General features: G+C 68.6%; 15 protein-coding genes. 11 read left to right on the top strand and 4 right to left on the bottom strand.

Annotation, left to right across the window (positions count from 1 at the left end; all coding sequences use genetic code 11):
- Positions 1-840 precede the first annotated feature (840 nt).
- From OPU67_RS12680 to OPU67_RS12655, 6 genes are all read left to right on the top strand, one after another.
- A complete protein-coding gene (locus tag OPU67_RS12680; RefSeq protein WP_267620133.1) occupies positions 841-2,490 on the top strand; it encodes an AMP-binding protein in 1,650 nt (549 codons plus the stop codon).
- 65 nt (positions 2,491-2,555) lie between these two features.
- Complete coding sequence (locus OPU67_RS12675) at positions 2,556-3,569, top strand: sensor histidine kinase (protein WP_267620132.1); 1,014 nt, start codon at positions 2,556-2,558, stop codon at positions 3,567-3,569.
- A 524-nt stretch (positions 3,570-4,093) separates the two neighbouring features.
- A complete protein-coding gene (locus OPU67_RS12670) occupies positions 4,094-6,112 on the top strand; it encodes a ribonucleoside-diphosphate reductase subunit alpha (protein WP_267620130.1) in 2,019 nt (672 codons plus the stop codon).
- Between the two features lie 78 nt (positions 6,113-6,190).
- Entirely contained in the window at positions 6,191-6,376 is a 186-nt protein-coding gene (locus tag OPU67_RS12665; protein WP_267620128.1) for a hypothetical protein, read from the top strand.
- A 66-nt stretch (positions 6,377-6,442) separates the two neighbouring features.
- Positions 6,443-7,489 carry a ribonucleotide-diphosphate reductase subunit beta gene (locus OPU67_RS12660; protein WP_267620126.1) on the top strand — a complete coding sequence of 349 codons (1,047 nt, stop codon included), beginning with the start codon at positions 6,443-6,445 and terminating at the stop codon, positions 7,487-7,489.
- 20 nt (positions 7,490-7,509) lie between these two features.
- A complete protein-coding gene (locus OPU67_RS12655) occupies positions 7,510-8,463 on the top strand; it encodes a hypothetical protein (protein ID WP_267620124.1) in 954 nt (317 codons plus the stop codon).
- 244 nt (positions 8,464-8,707) lie between these two features.
- Here the strand turns inward: OPU67_RS12655 and OPU67_RS12650 are convergent, their stop codons facing one another.
- Positions 8,708-9,073, bottom strand: coding sequence for an endonuclease domain-containing protein (locus OPU67_RS12650; RefSeq protein ID WP_267620123.1), 366 nt, complete (start codon positions 9,071-9,073; stop codon positions 8,708-8,710).
- A gap of 170 nt (positions 9,074-9,243) precedes the next feature.
- Between OPU67_RS12650 and OPU67_RS12645 the strand changes: the two genes are divergently transcribed.
- Positions 9,244-9,552 carry a DUF1294 domain-containing protein gene (locus OPU67_RS12645; protein WP_267620120.1) on the top strand — a complete coding sequence of 103 codons (309 nt, stop codon included), beginning with the start codon at positions 9,244-9,246 and terminating at the stop codon, positions 9,550-9,552.
- Between the two features lie 304 nt (positions 9,553-9,856).
- On the opposite strand, the gene OPU67_RS12640 is transcribed toward OPU67_RS12645, so the two are convergent.
- Positions 9,857-10,297, bottom strand: a complete 441-nt coding sequence (locus OPU67_RS12640) for a thermonuclease family protein (RefSeq protein WP_324255369.1) — start codon at positions 10,295-10,297, stop codon at positions 9,857-9,859.
- Between the two features lie 178 nt (positions 10,298-10,475).
- On the opposite strand from OPU67_RS12640, the gene OPU67_RS12635 reads away from it, so the two are divergent.
- Entirely contained in the window at positions 10,476-10,727 is a 252-nt protein-coding gene (locus OPU67_RS12635; protein ID WP_267620116.1) for a YdcH family protein, read from the top strand.
- Between the two features lie 14 nt (positions 10,728-10,741).
- Here the strand turns inward: OPU67_RS12635 and OPU67_RS12630 are convergent, their stop codons facing one another.
- Positions 10,742-10,912, bottom strand: coding sequence for a hypothetical protein (locus OPU67_RS12630; protein WP_267620114.1), 171 nt, complete (start codon positions 10,910-10,912; stop codon positions 10,742-10,744).
- Between the two features lie 151 nt (positions 10,913-11,063).
- Here OPU67_RS12630 and argB point away from each other — a divergent pair, with 151 nt between their 5' ends.
- The 3 genes from argB (at position 11,064) to folD (ending at position 13,285) form a co-directional block, all read left to right on the top strand.
- Complete coding sequence (gene argB / locus OPU67_RS12625) at positions 11,064-11,987, top strand: acetylglutamate kinase (RefSeq protein ID WP_420709012.1); 924 nt, start codon at positions 11,064-11,066, stop codon at positions 11,985-11,987.
- A 120-nt stretch (positions 11,988-12,107) separates the two neighbouring features.
- Complete coding sequence (locus OPU67_RS12620) at positions 12,108-12,389, top strand: YggT family protein (protein WP_267620112.1); 282 nt, start codon at positions 12,108-12,110, stop codon at positions 12,387-12,389.
- Positions 12,389-13,285 carry a bifunctional methylenetetrahydrofolate dehydrogenase/methenyltetrahydrofolate cyclohydrolase FolD gene (folD, locus tag OPU67_RS12615; RefSeq protein WP_267620110.1) on the top strand — a complete coding sequence of 299 codons (897 nt, stop codon included), beginning with the start codon at positions 12,389-12,391 and terminating at the stop codon, positions 13,283-13,285. Before OPU67_RS12620 ends, folD begins: the two co-directional genes overlap by 1 nt.
- A gap of 21 nt (positions 13,286-13,306) precedes the next feature.
- On the opposite strand, the gene OPU67_RS12610 is transcribed toward folD, so the two are convergent.
- Positions 13,307-14,899, bottom strand: coding sequence for a fatty acid--CoA ligase (locus OPU67_RS12610; RefSeq protein WP_267620108.1), 1,593 nt, complete (start codon positions 14,897-14,899; stop codon positions 13,307-13,309).
- Positions 14,900-14,930: the final 31 nt, after the last annotated feature.

Raw genomic sequence — 14,930 nt, 5'->3', positions numbered from 1 at the left:
CCCCCCCCCCCCCCCCCCCCCCCCCCCCCCCCCCCCCCCCCCCCCCCCCCCCCCCCCCCCCCCCCCCCCCCCCCCCCGCTTCAGCTTCCTCGAGGTCTGCCACACTTGCGAGGCAGGGCTGCCACCGATGTGGCGGGGCGCGGGGTGCAGGGTGCTAGCGGTCTACGTGCCTTGGTGAGGGGCGAGCCGGGCGGCGCGTTGCTTCGTCAAGGTGCAGGCGCGGTTCTTGCCGGTGCCGCCACATGGAACGGGCGATCAGTCCCGCCACCCGCCGCCCGTGACCCGCCGCCCGCGACCTTCCACCCCGGACGTGCGCCGTGTCGGCAACCTCGCCGCCTCGGCGCGGCGGTCGGGCCGCGCCGTGCTCCGGCGACGCTTGCGGGGCAAACCTGCGGCTGTGCAGGGTCCGAGGACGGAGCCGGGGCGCAGGCCAGCGGCAGCACGCGCCGCCGCGCCCGCTCCCGCAGGCGTCGCGAGCCGACCGCCGAGCGTCGCCCGCAGCGAGGTGCCGCGCCAAACGGCACCGCGGCCCGCGACCTTTGTCCGGGCGCGCTCCGCGTCGGCAACCTCGCCCCCCGGCGCGGCGATCGGGCCGCGCCGGGGCGGCGACGGCGGCGGGGCGGACCTTCAGCGATGCCCTGTCCGGGGGGCGCATCCGGGCGCGGGGCCTGCGGCGGCACGCGCCGCCGCGCCCGCCTTGCGCTCCCGCCCCTGCTCTTGTGCTCTTGCGCGCGGCCCCGGTCCCGCCGCCGCCGCGCGATCTTTGCGGTTGTCCTCGGCCCTCGCCTGCGGAACAACGGGTCCGGCGAGGGGCTCGGGACGAGGGAGGGCGCGCGCAGGATGTTCGAGGGCGCGAATTTCGGGTTGGTGCTGAAGGCGCTGGCGGCGGCGATCCCGGCCGATCGCCCGGCGCTGGTGCACGGCGAGCGGGTGGTCGCCTGGGGCGCGTTCGGTGCGCTGACCGACCGAATTGCGGCGGGGCTTGCGGCGCGCGGGCTGAAGCCGGGCGACATCGCCGGGCAGATGCTGCGCAACACGCCCGAATACCTCCTCGCCTGGTTCGGCTGCGTCAAGGCGGGGCTGGTGCCGGTCAACGTCAACTACCACTACCAGCGCCGCGAGCTCGCCGACATCGCCACGCGGTTCGGCATGAAGGCGCTGTTCGCCGAGCGCGACTTCGCCGGGACGGCGCGTGCGGCGATGCCGCAGGGCGCGGCGGTGATCGCGGTGGGGAGCGCCGAGTGGGACAGCCTGTGCGCGGGCCCGCTGCCCGAAGGCTTCGCCGTGCACGACGATCCCGATGCCCTGTTCCTCACCGCCACCGGCGGCACGACGGGGATGCCCAAGGCGGTGATGTGGCCGATGCGCGCGGCCTGGGCGGCGTTCAACATCGGCGTCTGGACCCGCCCGCCCGGCACCCCGCCGCTGATGGCCCGAAGCCTCGCCGAACAGGTCGCCGAGGCGGTCCGCATCGCCCCCGGGCATCCGGCCAACACCTCGCCGCTGCTGCTGCTCTCGCCGCTGATGCACGGGGCGGGGCTATTCAGCGCGCTGATCCACCTGCTGAAGGGCGGCACGCTGGCGCTGCTCCCCGCGCCGAAATTCGACGCCGACTGCGCGCTGGACGAGGTGCGCCGCCTCGGCGCGCGGAGCCTGTTCATCGTCGGCGACGCCTTCGCCCTGCCGCTCGCCGAGCGGCTCGATGCGCGCGGCGACGGCGCCGAGGCGCTCGCCTCGCTGCGCACCGTCGCCTCTTCGGGCGCGGTGTTCTCGCCCGCACTGAAGGCACGCCTGCTCGCCCATGCGCCGGGACTGACGATCATCGATGCCCTCGGATCGTCGGAGAGCTCGGGCACCGGGGTGGTGCTCACCACCGCCGCCGGATCGAGCGGCGGGGGCCGGTTCCAGCCGATCCCCGGTCCGGGCCGCGAGGTGCGATTGTTCGACGAGAACCTGCGCGAGATCCCGCCCGGCACCCCGGGCGTCGGCATCGTCGCGCGCACCGGCCCGCTGCCCTTGGGCTACCTCGGCGAGGACGAGAAGAACGCCGCGACCTTTCCCGTGATCGACGGCAAGCGCTGGCTGATGACCGGCGACCGCGCGCGCTGGGCGGCGGACGGCAGCCTCGAATTCATCGGCCGCGACAACATGTGCATCAACACCGGCGGCGAGAAGGTCTTCCCCGAGGAGGTCGAGGCGGTGCTGATGGAGCATCCGGCGGTCCGGGACGTGCGCGTCGTCAGCCTCCCGGACCCGCGCTTCGGGCGCAAGGTGGTGGCGGTGGTGCAGCCCCGGATTCCCCCCGAAGGCGCAGCCGAGGGCTCCCTCGCGGATGCTCTCGACGCCCACGCTCGCGCGGGGCTCGCGGCCTACAAGGTGCCGCGCCGCTACGTGCTGACCGAGAGCGCGCTGCGGCTCAACAACGGCAAGCCCGACTACAGGACCGCGCAGGCCATCGTGGACGCCGCCGGCGATGCGGTAAACCGTTGAACCTGACGCCCTCGGCGGCAACCTAGTTTGTGCCCTGCACACAAATCTTGCGCGAGCAAGGTCCGATGATCGACCAACGTCACGAGGGCGGCCCGGCCACCGGCCTGTCCAGCGCCACCCTGCGGCTGCAGGCGGTGCTCGACAATGCCTCGGTGGCGATCTTCCTGATGGATGACCGCCAGCACTGCATCTACATGAACGCCGCCGCCGAACAGCTCACCGGCTTCACCCTCGCCGAGATCCTCGCCGCCGACCGGCCGCTGCACGACATCATCCACCACACCCGCCCCGACGGCAGCCCCTACCCGCTCGCCGAATGCGCCATCGACCGCGCCTTTCCCGAACACAACCAGATGCGCGGCGAGGAGCTGTTCGTGCACCGGCGGGGGCACTTCTACCCCGTGGCGTTCTGCGCCAGTCCGGTGCGCGACGAAGCCTCGCGGACCATCGGCACGGTCATCGAGGTGCGCGACATCACTCAGGAGAAGCGCGCCGCGTCGATGCGGCAGGTGCTGGTCAACGAGCTTGACCACCGGGTCAAGAACACCCTCGCCACGGTGCAGGCGATGGCCCGCCAGACCTTCGGCGGCAGCGATCCGGCGGCCTTGCAGAGCTATATGAACCGCATCGCCGCGCTGTCCGAGGCGCACGAGGTGCTGACCCGCAACGCCTGGGAGCCGACCGCGCTCGCAGACATCGTCGCCAGCGCCGCGCGCACCTTCGGCCCGGACCGCTTCACGCTCGGCGGGCCGTCGACGATGGTCTCTCCGAAGATCGCGGTGAGCCTGACGGTGGCGCTTCACGAACTCGCCGCCAACGCGATCAAGTATGGCGCGCTGAGCACGCCCGAGGGCCGCATCGCGGTGCGCTGGAGCGATGCGCCCGGCGCCGGGACGCCCATGCTCCGGCTGGTCTGGGAGGAGCGCGGCGGCCCGCCGGTGACGCCGCCGACCCGCCGTGGGCTCGGGGTGGAGCTGGTCGAGAGCCAGCTCGCTTACGAATTCGGCGGGTCTGCCGAACTCGAATTTGCGCCCGAAGGGCTGGTCTGCACGATCAGCCTCACCCTGACGCCCCGATGACCCGGTGCGCCGCGAGGCCGGGAAGCGACCTTCCGGCGCACATATCGCGGGCCCGCCAGCGCAACATTCTAAGCCTGGCGCGTGCAAAAGATTCACGGGTGGATTCGATTGATTCAGACCCCATCTTTTTCTGCACAGATTCAATTTGGGGCTTGCGGGGTCCGCGACTCAAGCTTGCTCCACGCGTCGCGGGTTTGTGACGCAGGTATGAAGGCTCCGGATGGTAACCGAGTGCTTAATCGGGCGTTGACGGGATTCCCGCGCTGATTCATCATCTAGTGGTTCGCTGCGAAAGCGACCCCAAGCAATGGTGAAATCCCGCCGCCCCGCCAGAGGGCAAGCAGAACGGGATTCGCTAATGCCGGGGCATTGCGGCGACGCCGCGAACCGGGTCGATCGACCTGCCGACACGACGGAGACGGGGCCGGGATGTTGGCAAGTCTGTGGACTGGCCGGTATAGAACAGAATCGGAACACGGCCCCTTGTGGCATGGTCCCGATTCGGGGGACAAGGTGGGCGACTTATGGATTTCAAGGCGAGCGACAACGTGCCGGATGATGTGATCGAAGAACAAGATGCGGGCGCGCCTGCGACGGGGGACGGAAAGGCTGTGACGATGAAGACGAGCGATGCGGGCACCGACACGCTGATCGCCGCCAAGGCGGGCGAGGCGCTGGCCGGCGCGATGGCCGAAATGGTCAAGGATGCGGCCAAGGTGGACAGCAAGAAGGTCAACGACCGGCGCTTCACGATTGTCACCGATCCCGCCCGCGATGCGCGCCTCACCGATTTCGGCAAGGACACGCTGACCGACCGCTACCTGCTGCCCGGCGAGGTCTATCAGGATCTCTTCGCCCGCGTGGCCGACGCCTATGCGGACGATCAGGAGCACGCCCAGCGGCTTTACGACTACATCTCGAACCTGTGGTTCATGCCCGCGACGCCGGTGCTCTCGAACGGCGGCACCAACCGCGGCCTGCCGATCTCGTGCTACCTCAACAGCGTCGAGGACAGCCTCGAAGGGATCGTCGGCACCTGGAACGAGAACGTGTGGCTCGCCTCCAAGGGCGGCGGGATCGGCACCTATTGGGGCAATGTCCGCGGCATCGGCGAGCCGGTCGGCCTTAACGGCAAGACCAGCGGGATCATTCCCTTCGTGCGGGTTATGGATTCGCTGACTCTGGCGATCTCGCAGGGCTCGCTGCGGCGCGGCTCGGCGGCGTGCTATCTCGACATCAGCCACCCGGAGATCGAGGAGTTCCTCGAAATCCGCAAGCCGAGCGGCGACTTCAACCGCAAGGCGCTGAACCTTCACCACGGCGTGCTCGTCACCGACGAGTTCATGCAGGCCGTGCGTGAGGGCGCGGAATTCGAGCTGAAGTCCCCGCGTGACGGGAGCGTGCGCGGCAAGGTCGACGCGCGCTCGCTGTTCCAGAAGCTGGTCGAAACCCGGCTGGCGACCGGCGAGCCCTACATCGTCTTCTCCGACACCGTGAACCGCATGATGCCCAAGCATCACCGCGATCTCGGCCTCAAGGTCTCGACCTCGAACCTGTGCTCGGAAATCACCCTGCCGACCGGCATCGACCACTTGGGCAATGACCGCACGGCGGTGTGCTGCCTGTCCTCGCTCAACCTTGAAACCTGGGAAGAGTGGAAGGGCGACAAGCAGTTCATCGAGGACGTGATGCGCTTCCTCGACAACGTGCTGCAGGACTATATCGACCGCGCGCCGGACGAGATGGCCCGCGCCAAGTACTCCGCCAGCCGCGAGCGCAGCGTGGGCCTCGGGGTGATGGGCTTCCACTCGTACTTGCAGCAGAAGGGCGTCGCCTTCGAAAGCGCGATGGCCAAGGCGCTGAACCTGCAGATGTTCAAGCACATCCACGCCAAGGCCTCGGAAGCGTCGATGCTGCTCGCGCAGGAGCGTGGGCCCTGCCCCGATGCTGCCGACATGGGCGCGATGGAGCGCTTCAGCTGCAAGATGGCGATCGCGCCGACCGCCTCGATCTCGATCATCTGCGGCGGCACGAGCGCCTGCATCGAGCCGATCCCGGCCAACATCTACACCCACAAGACCCTGTCGGGCAGCTTCATCGTGCGCAATCCCTATCTCGAGAAGCTGCTCGAGAAGAAGGCCAAGAACTCGACCAATGTCTGGAACTCGATCCTCGAGCGGGGCGGCAGCGTCCAGCACCTCGACTTCCTGACGCCGGAGGAGAAGGCGGTCTACAAGACCAGCTTCGAGATCGACCAGCGCTGGCTGCTCGAATTCGCCGCCGACCGCACGCCCTATATCGACCAGGCCCAGTCGCTGAACCTGTTCATCCCGGCCGATGTCGACAAGTGGGACCTGATGATGCTCCACTACCAGGCGTGGGAACGCGGCATCAAGTCGCTCTACTACCTGCGCTCGAAGTCGGTGCAGCGCGCCGGGTTCGCCGGCGGGGTCGAGGCGGACAACACCTCGGAAGCCCCCAAGATCGAGCTGTCCGCCAATGGCGAGCAGACCGATTACGAGGAATGCCTGAGCTGCCAGTAAGGCCGGGCCGGGCCGGGCGGCGCGGGGACAGCCCTGCCGCCCACGCCCGCACCGCGCGTTCAGGGGGAGAAGCAAGACGTGAACCTGCCATTTGCCATGGGCCTGTTCGGCCTCGTCACCTGCCTCGTCTTCGCCTTCAACGCGTGGCGCGAGCTCAGGCGCAACCGCCCCGGCCACGCCCGCAACGCGGCGATGATCCACGTCGCGATGGTCTCGATGTTCGCGCCCTTCTGCCTCTACGTCCTCGTCGCCTACGCGCCCTAGAAACCTGAATCCGGACGCGCCCCACGCGCGTATCTGCCAAGAACACACGCGAAGGAGTATCCGCCCATGTCGCTGCTCGAAGCCCGCAACACCTACAAGCCCTTCCAGTACCCCTGGGCCTACGACTTCTGGAAGCGCCAGCAGCAGATCCACTGGATGCCCGAGGAAGTGCCGCTGGGCGAGGATTGCCGCGACTGGGCGCAGAAGATCACCGATCACGAGCGCAACCTTTTGACGCAGATCTTCCGCTTCTTCACCCAGGCCGACGTCGAGGTGCAGAACTGCTACCACGAAAACTACGGCCGGGTGTTCAAGCCGACCGAGGTCAAGATGATGCTCGCCGCCTTCTCCAACATGGAGACGGTGCACATCGCCGCCTATTCGCACCTGCTCGACACCATCGGGATGCCCGAGGCGGAATACTCCGCCTTCCTCGAATACGAGGAGATGAAGGACAAGCACGACTTCCTCGGCCAGTTCGGGGTCGACACCGATGAAGACATCGCCCGCACGCTCGCGGCCTTCGGCGGCTTCACCGAGGGGCTCCAGCTGTTCGCCTCCTTCGCCATGCTGATGAACTTCCCGCGCCACAACAAGATGAAGGGCATGGGCCAGATCGTCAGCTGGTCGGTCCGCGACGAGAGCCTCCACTGCGAGGGCATCATCAAGCTCTTCCACACCTTCTGCGAGGAACGCCAGTGCCTCACCAAGGCGGTGAAGGAGGACCTCATCGACATCTGCCAGAAGACCGTCCGCCTCGAGGACGCATTCATCGACCTCGCCTTCGAAATGGGCCCGGTCGACGGCATGAGCGCCAAGGAGATCAAGCGCTACATCCGCTACATCGCCGACTGGCGCCTGAAGCAGTTGGGCCTCCAGGAGATCTACATGATCGAGGAACACCCCCTGCCGTGGCTGACCCCGCTGCTGAACGGCGTCGAACACGCCAACTTCTTCGAAACCCGCGCGACCGAATACTCGAAGGGCGCGACGCGGGGGAACTGGAACGACGTCTGGTCGAGCTTCGACAAGCGCCAGAAGGCGAAGGCTGCGAATGAGGCGGGGGCTGAAGAGGCCGAGGCTGGGCTGTTTGGGGCTGAGGCTGCGGAGTAGGTAGAAGGAGCGAGAGCGAGATGGTTTCAGTTTTCCGGCTCCCCGCGAGCCTCAGGCAAGATGAAGCACAGGGCCAACTCGCTCTTGAGGAGCTGGATGGCGCGCGTCTGAACACCTTCGGCATGGGTATCTTGAGCGATGGCACGCCATTTCTAACTCAGCGCGGTCTTGCAGTACTCTGCGGTGTTGAGAACGCCCACATCGGAACCATCAGCACTCAATGGCAGGACGACCTGCCCAAGCCCCGCATCAGCAAGATTCGCGATATCTTGGCCAAGAACGGTCATTCACTTTCGGAAGCCCATGTCCCCGTTCAGGTCGGCGGCAGAGTGCTTTACGCATATCGCGAAGAGATTTCGCTCGCGGTCATAGAATACTATGCATTTGAAGCTGGGCAGTTTTGCCAAGAAGAAGCACGAGACAATTTCCGCATATTGGCTCGGAAGGGCTTCCGGGATGCGATCTACGAGACACTTGGATACACGCCGAGCCGGCAAATGGACGACCTGTGGAAGCCGTTCCACGATCGCGTTTCACTCGTCTACAACAGTGCGCCTGACGGCTACTTCAGCATCTTCAAGGAAAGTGCGGAGGTAACGGTTACGCTCGGGCAGGGCGGGGTGTACACCGATGACGGGGTCATCCCTGACATAAGCATCGGCAAGTGCTGGAGCAAGCACTGGGTTGATAACCGCCTTGCTGATCGCTTTGGTCAGCGACTTGACTATGAGCATAATTACCCGGCGTATTTCCCGCAGGCGGCTTCCAATCCTCAGACACCTTGGGCCTACCCGGAAGCTGCGCTCGGAGAGTTCAAGCGGTGGCTTCGCGAAGATTACATCCGAGGCGGAAAGCTGGTCGCCTACATCAAGGGGCAAGTCGCTAGGAAGGGCATTACAGCAGCTGCTGCAAATGCCGCGCTCGCAGCATACAAATTGCCTGCGCTTCCCGCACCCAAGCGGTCCGCCGCGTAATCGCCGTCATTTCATCGGTTCATTTCTTGCCCTCGGCGTAGGCCCAACCCGCTGCGACTAGGCGGCAGAGCCGCCAAGTCTCGCGCCCTTCCCGCAGGCGGGAAGGGGTGTCGGAGAGGCCCGACTCCGATCGCTTGCCGCCGGTAGGCCCCCTCCCGCTTGCGGGAGGGGTTAGGGGTGGGCGCGAGCGCAGCGAGCCTTGTGACAGGCCCACCCCCTGCCCCTCCCGCAAGCGGGAGGGGAGTCAGCTTCCTCTCAACCCCCGCAGCCGCCCGACCTCGGCGCGGATCGCGGCTACCACGCCCTCTACGTTCCCGCGCACATCGTCGTTGGTGAAGCGCAACACGGTAAATCCCTGCTCCGCCATCCAGCGGTCGCGGCGCGCGTCCCGCTCAGGGGCGATGTCGTGGCTGTGGCCGTCGAGCTCGATCACCAGCGCCAACTCCCGGCACAGGAAGTCGGCAAAGAACGGGCCGACCGGCATCTGGCGGCTGAACTTCGCGCCTTGCTGGCTCTTCGACAGATAGGCCCACAGCGCCCGCTCCGCCGGCGTCGCCTCGCGTCGCAGCCTGCGGGCGCGGGCGGTGTCGCGGGGGGCGAAGGTGGGCATGGGGGGGTAGGATACGAGCGGGCGGGTTTGCGGGCAAGGCGTGCCCACCCCCGGCCCCTCCCGCGAGCGGGAGGGGAGAAGGAGGTCCCCCTCCCGCTTGCGGGAGGGGTTAGGGGTGGGCCCTTCTCCTCAACCCTTCCGCAACCCCTTGCGCGCTATCGCTTTCCTGCATGGACCTCCTCGCGCTCCTCACCCCCGCCAACATCGCCACGGCGCTGATCGCGGTGAACTTCTGCGCCTTTGCCGCCTTCGGGATCGACAAGGCGCGGGCGGAACAAGGGGCGTGGCGGATCTCGGAGGGGACGCTGCTGCGGCTCGCGCTGATCGGCGGCACCCCGGGGGCCTATGCCGGGCGTGCGCTGTTCCGGCACAAGACGCGGAAGCAGCCCTTCTCCGGCCAGCTTCACGCGATCGCCGTGCTCCAGGTGGTGGGCGGCGCGGCGCTTGCCGTGTGGCTCGGCCTCGGCGGCGCGCCGTGAGCCCACGCGCCGGGGGCGAATTCCTACACGAATTTGGACGACACGCGCCCGCCCGCCGATCCTACGCGGCGCGGGCCGCGACAGGGCGGGGCGCAGCGGCCGGTAGGCAGGCGCGGAGGCTTGCGGCCTTTCCTAGACGGGCGGTCCGCGTCAGGGTGCTTCGCGCATTTGCCTGAAAAGGCGCGGCAAACCGCTTGCGGCTAGGCATTCTGCGGAAAAATCCCTTGTCCTTCAGGCGCTTGGCCTCGGCGAGGGCGATTTCTACCCCCGGTCCAGCCCCCGCTTGACCCCTTCCAGACCCCGCCTAGACCCCCTCAGACCCGCACCAGCGCGGCCTTGGTCCGCCCCAGCGGGCCGCCAGCCCCTCCTTCACGAGGGTCTCGCCGAGCGATTCGCCGTCCCGGTGGACGATCCGCAGCTGGCGCCCGTAGCGGTCCTCGCTGCGCCCGTCCGGCGGGGGGAGGAGGGTGAAGGGTCCGGCGTTGAGGAGTTGGCGCAGCCGCTCGGTCGCCTGCCGCCCGAGCCGCGCCTCGCGCGGGCAGCCAGGCCTTGAAATCTCTGGAGAATCAATGTCCGCGATGCGAATCTTGGTGCCCCGCAGCCACAGTGTGTCGCCGTCGACGACGCAGGTGACCCGGCTGGGGCCGGCGCAGATGGGGAAGAGCGCGCGGTGCTCTCCGGCGGGCGGCGGCGGGCGCGTGCCCTGCGCCTCCCCGGCCCGCGGCCACAGCGCAAGAGCGCTCAAGGAAACGAGCGGAATCAGGGCGATAGCCGCAAAGCGACGGATGGATGGCAGGCGCTGCATGACTTATCCCGACCCCAGAATAGCGGCCTGCGCGCAGGCTTCCAGTCCCTTTTGACCCCGGTCAAATGCCGCTGCGGCGTTGGGGCCTCGGCGGGGGGCTCCAACACGGGAGACGCCGATGTCCGCACACACCCCCCACGAGCTTGCCGAAATCTTCCCCCGGGACGCGATCGCGCTGCGCCGGCTGAAACAGACCGATGCCCACGTCGCGCGCCTCGCCGAGCGGCACCACCAGGTCGACCGCGCCATCCACCGGATCGAGGCAGGGGTCGAGGCGGCCTGCGATACGCGCTTGGAAACATTGCGGAAAGAGCGGCTGCACCTGCTCGACACGATCGCCGCGATCCTCGAACAGGCGCCCGCCGGGTAGGCCTGCGAGGCGGTTCAGCCGAGGCCGTCGCTGCGCGGGGCGGCGCGGCGATCCCGGCCCGATCGGCGCTCCACGTCGCGGCGCTCGGCCCCCTCGCAGGGAGCCGATGCCTGCCGCCGCTCGGCCCGGCGCCGCCCGCCGCCCGGGGGATCGGAGGGAGAAGTGCTTGAAAAGATGTCGCTCATGCGCGGCACTCTTGCGCGCCGGGCGTCAACAGTCCGTTGCAGGCGCACTCCGGATCGTGCCCGGGGCACCAAGCCGCTTGGCCCGGACCTCGCAAGCCGCTAGGGCGCCGGCGAGCGCGCGGTAAGGCCCGCGCACAACGGAAAGACGCCGGTGACCGACAAGCCGAACCATCCCGTGGCGGGCACGCCCGATCTCTCCCCCGATCTCTCCAAGGCCGAGGTGCTGATCGAGGCGCTGCCCTATTTCCAGCGCTACGCCGGGCGCACCTTCGTGGTGAAATACGGCGGCCACGCGATGGGCGATCCCGAGGCGGCGCGCGATTTCGCCGAGGATATCGTGCTGCTGAAGGCAGTCGGCATCAACCCGGTGGTGGTGCATGGCGGAGGCCCGCAGATCGGCCAGATGCTGAAGCGCCTCGGGGTGGAGAGCACCTTCGTCGACGGCCTCCGGGTGACCGACAAGGCCACCGCCCAGGTCGCCGAGATGGTCCTGTCGGGCGCGATTAACAAGGAGCTGGTCGGCTGGATCGCCGCCGCCGGGGGCAAGGCAATCGGCATCTCGGGCAAGGACGGCGGGCTGGTCATGGCGAGCAAGGTCACGCGCACCACCCGCGATCCCGACAGCAATATCGAGCAGGCGGTCGACCTCGGCTTCGTGGGCGAGCCGGCGAGCGTTGACACGACGGTGATCGACACGATGGTCGCAGCCGGCATGATCCCGGTGATCGCCCCCATCGCTCAGGGCGAGGACGGGGCGACCTACAACATCAATGCCGACACCATGGCGGGCGCCATCGCGGCGGCGCTGGGCGCGGCACGGTTGTTCCTCCTGACCGACGTGCCCGGCGTGCTCGGCGCCGACGGCGAGCTTTTCACCGATCTCACCCCCGCCGATATCGCCAAGCTGCGCGAGGACGGCGTGATCCGCGGCGGCATGGTGCCGAAACTCGAGACCTGCGTCGCCGCGGTGCAATCGGGCTGCGAGGCGGCGGTGGTGCTCGACGGGCGGGTGGGGCACGCAATGCTGCTCGAATTCTTCACCGCGCGCGGCGCCGGCACGTTGGTGCGGGCCTGAGGCGGAACGGGCTGGCGCGAGGCGTGTTATCCGGTTAATACGCCTCGTTCGAGGGACATCACATAACGCGCCGACGGCAACGGGCCGGGCAGCGCCGCACGTTAGGGAGCCGCACAGGCCATGAGTGACGCCATTCTCCAGATTTTCCTGATGGTGATCAACACCGCCAATATGCTGCTGATCATCTGGTTCATCCTCGGCCTTCTGTTCGCCTTCAACGTGATCAGCCCGAGCAACCAGTTCGCCGCCGCCGTCCACGATGCGCTGAGCCGCCTGTTCGAGCCCGCGCTTCGCCCCATCCGGCGGGTGATGCCCGATACCGGGGCGATCGACTTCTCGCCGATGGTTTTCCTGATGCTCCTCAACGCGGTCGGCTACATCCTCCAGGGCGCGCTCGCCTGATGGGCGAGGCGGCGCGGATCGACGGCAAGGCGTTCGCCGAGGGACTGCGCGCCCGCGTGGCCGCGCACGCCGCAGCCTTCCGCCAGGCCACCGGCCGTGCGCCGGGGCTGGCGGTGGTGCTGGTCGGCGAGGACGAGGCGAGCCAGGTCTATGTCGGCGCCAAGGGCCGGGCCTGCACCGAGGCGGGGATCGCCAGCTTCGAGCATCGCCTGCCCGCCGAGACGAGCGCCGCCGAGCTGCTGACGCTGGTCGAACGGCTGAACCGCGACCCGGAGGTCGACGGCATCCTCGTCCAGCTGCCGCTCCCCGCCGGGCTCGACGAGCAGGCGGTGATCGCCGCGATCGACCCGGACAAGGACGTCGACGGGTTCCACGTCATCAACGCCGGGCGGCTGGCGGTGGGGCAGCGGGGTTTCGTGCCCTGCACGCCGCTGGGCTGCCTGATGCTGCTGCAGGACCGGCTGGGTGACCTTGCGGGTCTCGAGGCGGTGGTGATCGGCCGCTCGAACATCGTCGGCAAGCCGATGGCGCAGCTGCTGACCGATGCGAACGCGACGGTGACGCTGGCGCACAGCCGGACCCGGAACCTTGCCGAGGTGGTGGGCCGGGCGGATATCGTGGTCGCCGCGGTGGGCCGGCCGGAGATGGTGCGGGGCGACTGGATCAAGCCCGGCGCTTGCGTGATCGACGTCGGCATCAACCGCCTGCCGCCCACCGAAGACCGGCCCAAGGGGCGGCTGGTGGGCGATGTCGCCTTTGCCGAGGCGCTGGAGGTCGCAGGTGCGATCACCCCGGTGCCGGGCGGGGTGGGGCCGATGACCATCGCGGTGCTACTCAGAAACACGCTGGTCGCCGCGCACGCCCACGCCGGGCTGGACGCACCCGAGGGGCTTTAGCCGGGCGGTCGAATCGGTCCCTCAGTTGACCGCCCGGTCCCTGCCCTCCCAGTAGGGCGCGCGCAGTTCGCGGCGCAGGATCTTCCCTGAAGGATTGCGCGGCAGGGCCGCGATGAAGTCGACCGATTTGGGGCACTTGTAGCCCGCGATCAGCGTGCGGGCATGGGCGATCAGCTCCGCCTCGCTCAGGGCCGCGCCCGACTTCGTCACCACGCAGGCCTTGACCGCCTCGCCCCACCGGGCGTCAGGCACGCCGATCACCGCGACATCCGCGACCGCAGGGTGCGAATAGAGCGCGTTCTCGACCTCGGCGGGGTAGACGTTCTCGCCCCCGGTGATGATCATGTCCTTCACCCGATCGTGGATGTAGAGGTATCCGTCCGCGTCGAGATAGCCCGCGTCCCCGGTGCGCAGCCAGCCCTCGGCATCGATCGCGGCGGCGGTGGCCTCCGGGTTGTTCCAATACCCGCGCATGGTCTTGGCCGAGCGGGTGGCGATCTCCCCCACGGTTCCCACAGGAACCTCGCTGCCGCTTTCGTCGATCACCTTGATTTCGACCCCGGCGAGCGGCTTGCCGACGCTGCGCATCCGCGCCGATCCCTCGGGCACGTGGTCCTCGGGATCGAGCGCGACGATCGTCCCGCAGGTCTCGGTCATGCCGTACATCTGCACGAAGCCGCAGCCCAGCACCCGGATCGCTTCGCGCATCAGTTCGAGCGGGATCGGGGAGGCGCCGTAGGTCACGTATCGCAGGCGGCTGAAATCGACCTCGCCGATGCGCGGGTGATCGAGCAGGATGCGCAGCGCTGCCGGCACGAGGAAGATCTTCGAGATAGGGTAGGTCTCGATGAGGTCGAGCGCCTTGGCCGGATCGTAGTCCGGCAGGACGATCGCGCTCGTCCCCGCCACCATCGTGCCGAGGCCGCTGCCGGTCCCGCTGATGTGGAAGCAGGGCATGGCGATGAGCGTGACATCGCCGGGGACCGGTTCCTGCCACGCGCGCACGGCCGCGCCGCTCGCATCGGCAGCGCGGCTGGAAAGGATCGCGCCGTGGGTGATGACCGCGCCCTTGGGCTTGCCGGTGGTACCCGAGGTGTAAAGCTGCAGGGCGTCGTCCTCGCCGCGCGGCTGGTGGAGTGGAGGTGTCGCCGGGAAGCTGTCGCGCCAGCCGCGATAGTCGGGGCCTGCGCAGTCCGGAGCGTCGATGCCGATCACGTGAGCGACGCGGGTCGCCTCGCCACGGGCATCTGCGAGCGCCGCGGCAAAGCCCGCGCCGACGAACACCACGCGCGCCTCGCAATCGGCAAGGATGTAGGCGACTTCGGGCGGGGCGAGGCGCCAGTTGACCGGCGTCATCACCGCGCCGATCCGCGAGGCGCCGAGGAAGGCCTCGAAGTAGAGCGGATGGTTCTTGCCGAGAAAGGCGACCCGCTCGCCGGGCCGGACACCGAGCGCCAGCAGGCCGTTCGCCACCCGGTCCGCACCGGCCGAAAGCGCGGCGAAGCCGAGTTCCTCCTCGCCGAAGGTGAAGGCGACGACATCGCCATCAGCCTCGGCGTGCGCGCGCACCACGGCGCAGAACGATTGTGCGGCCGCTGCCGTGTTCTCTCCCATGACCGTGGGATACACCGCCTGCCGCAGCCTG

The organism is Erythrobacter sp. WG, from assembly GCF_026586795.1.
GTDB lineage: Bacteria > Pseudomonadota > Alphaproteobacteria > Sphingomonadales > Sphingomonadaceae > Erythrobacter.
The sequence above is the reverse complement of the archived record's forward strand: the minus strand, read 5'-3'. Positions and strand labels throughout refer to the sequence as shown.

Bases quoted from the DNA above. Each gene is read 5' to 3' on its own strand.
- OPU67_RS12660 (WP_267620126.1), top strand. From the start codon at position 6,443: ATGTCGCTGCTCGAAGCCCGCAACACCTACAAGCCCTTCCAGTACCCC.
- OPU67_RS12645 (WP_267620120.1), top strand. From the start codon at position 9,244: ATGGACCTCCTCGCGCTCCTCACCCCCGCCAACATCGCCACGGCGCTG.
- OPU67_RS12610 (WP_267620108.1), bottom strand. From the start codon at position 14,899: ATGGGAGAGAACACGGCAGCGGCCGCACAATCGTTCTGCGCCGTGGTG.
- OPU67_RS12630 (WP_267620114.1), bottom strand. From the start codon at position 10,912: ATGAGCGACATCTTTTCAAGCACTTCTCCCTCCGATCCCCCGGGCGGC.
- OPU67_RS12620 (WP_267620112.1), top strand. From the start codon at position 12,108: ATGAGTGACGCCATTCTCCAGATTTTCCTGATGGTGATCAACACCGCC.
- OPU67_RS12680 (WP_267620133.1), top strand. From the start codon at position 841: ATGTTCGAGGGCGCGAATTTCGGGTTGGTGCTGAAGGCGCTGGCGGCG.
- OPU67_RS12650 (WP_267620123.1), bottom strand. From the start codon at position 9,073: ATGCCCACCTTCGCCCCCCGCGACACCGCCCGCGCCCGCAGGCTGCGA.
- OPU67_RS12655 (WP_267620124.1), top strand. From the start codon at position 7,510: ATGGTTTCAGTTTTCCGGCTCCCCGCGAGCCTCAGGCAAGATGAAGCA.
- OPU67_RS12675 (WP_267620132.1), top strand. From the start codon at position 2,556: ATGATCGACCAACGTCACGAGGGCGGCCCGGCCACCGGCCTGTCCAGC.
- folD (WP_267620110.1), top strand. From the start codon at position 12,389: ATGGGCGAGGCGGCGCGGATCGACGGCAAGGCGTTCGCCGAGGGACTG.
- OPU67_RS12670 (WP_267620130.1), top strand. From the start codon at position 4,094: ATGGATTTCAAGGCGAGCGACAACGTGCCGGATGATGTGATCGAAGAA.
- OPU67_RS12635 (WP_267620116.1), top strand. From the start codon at position 10,476: ATGTCCGCACACACCCCCCACGAGCTTGCCGAAATCTTCCCCCGGGAC.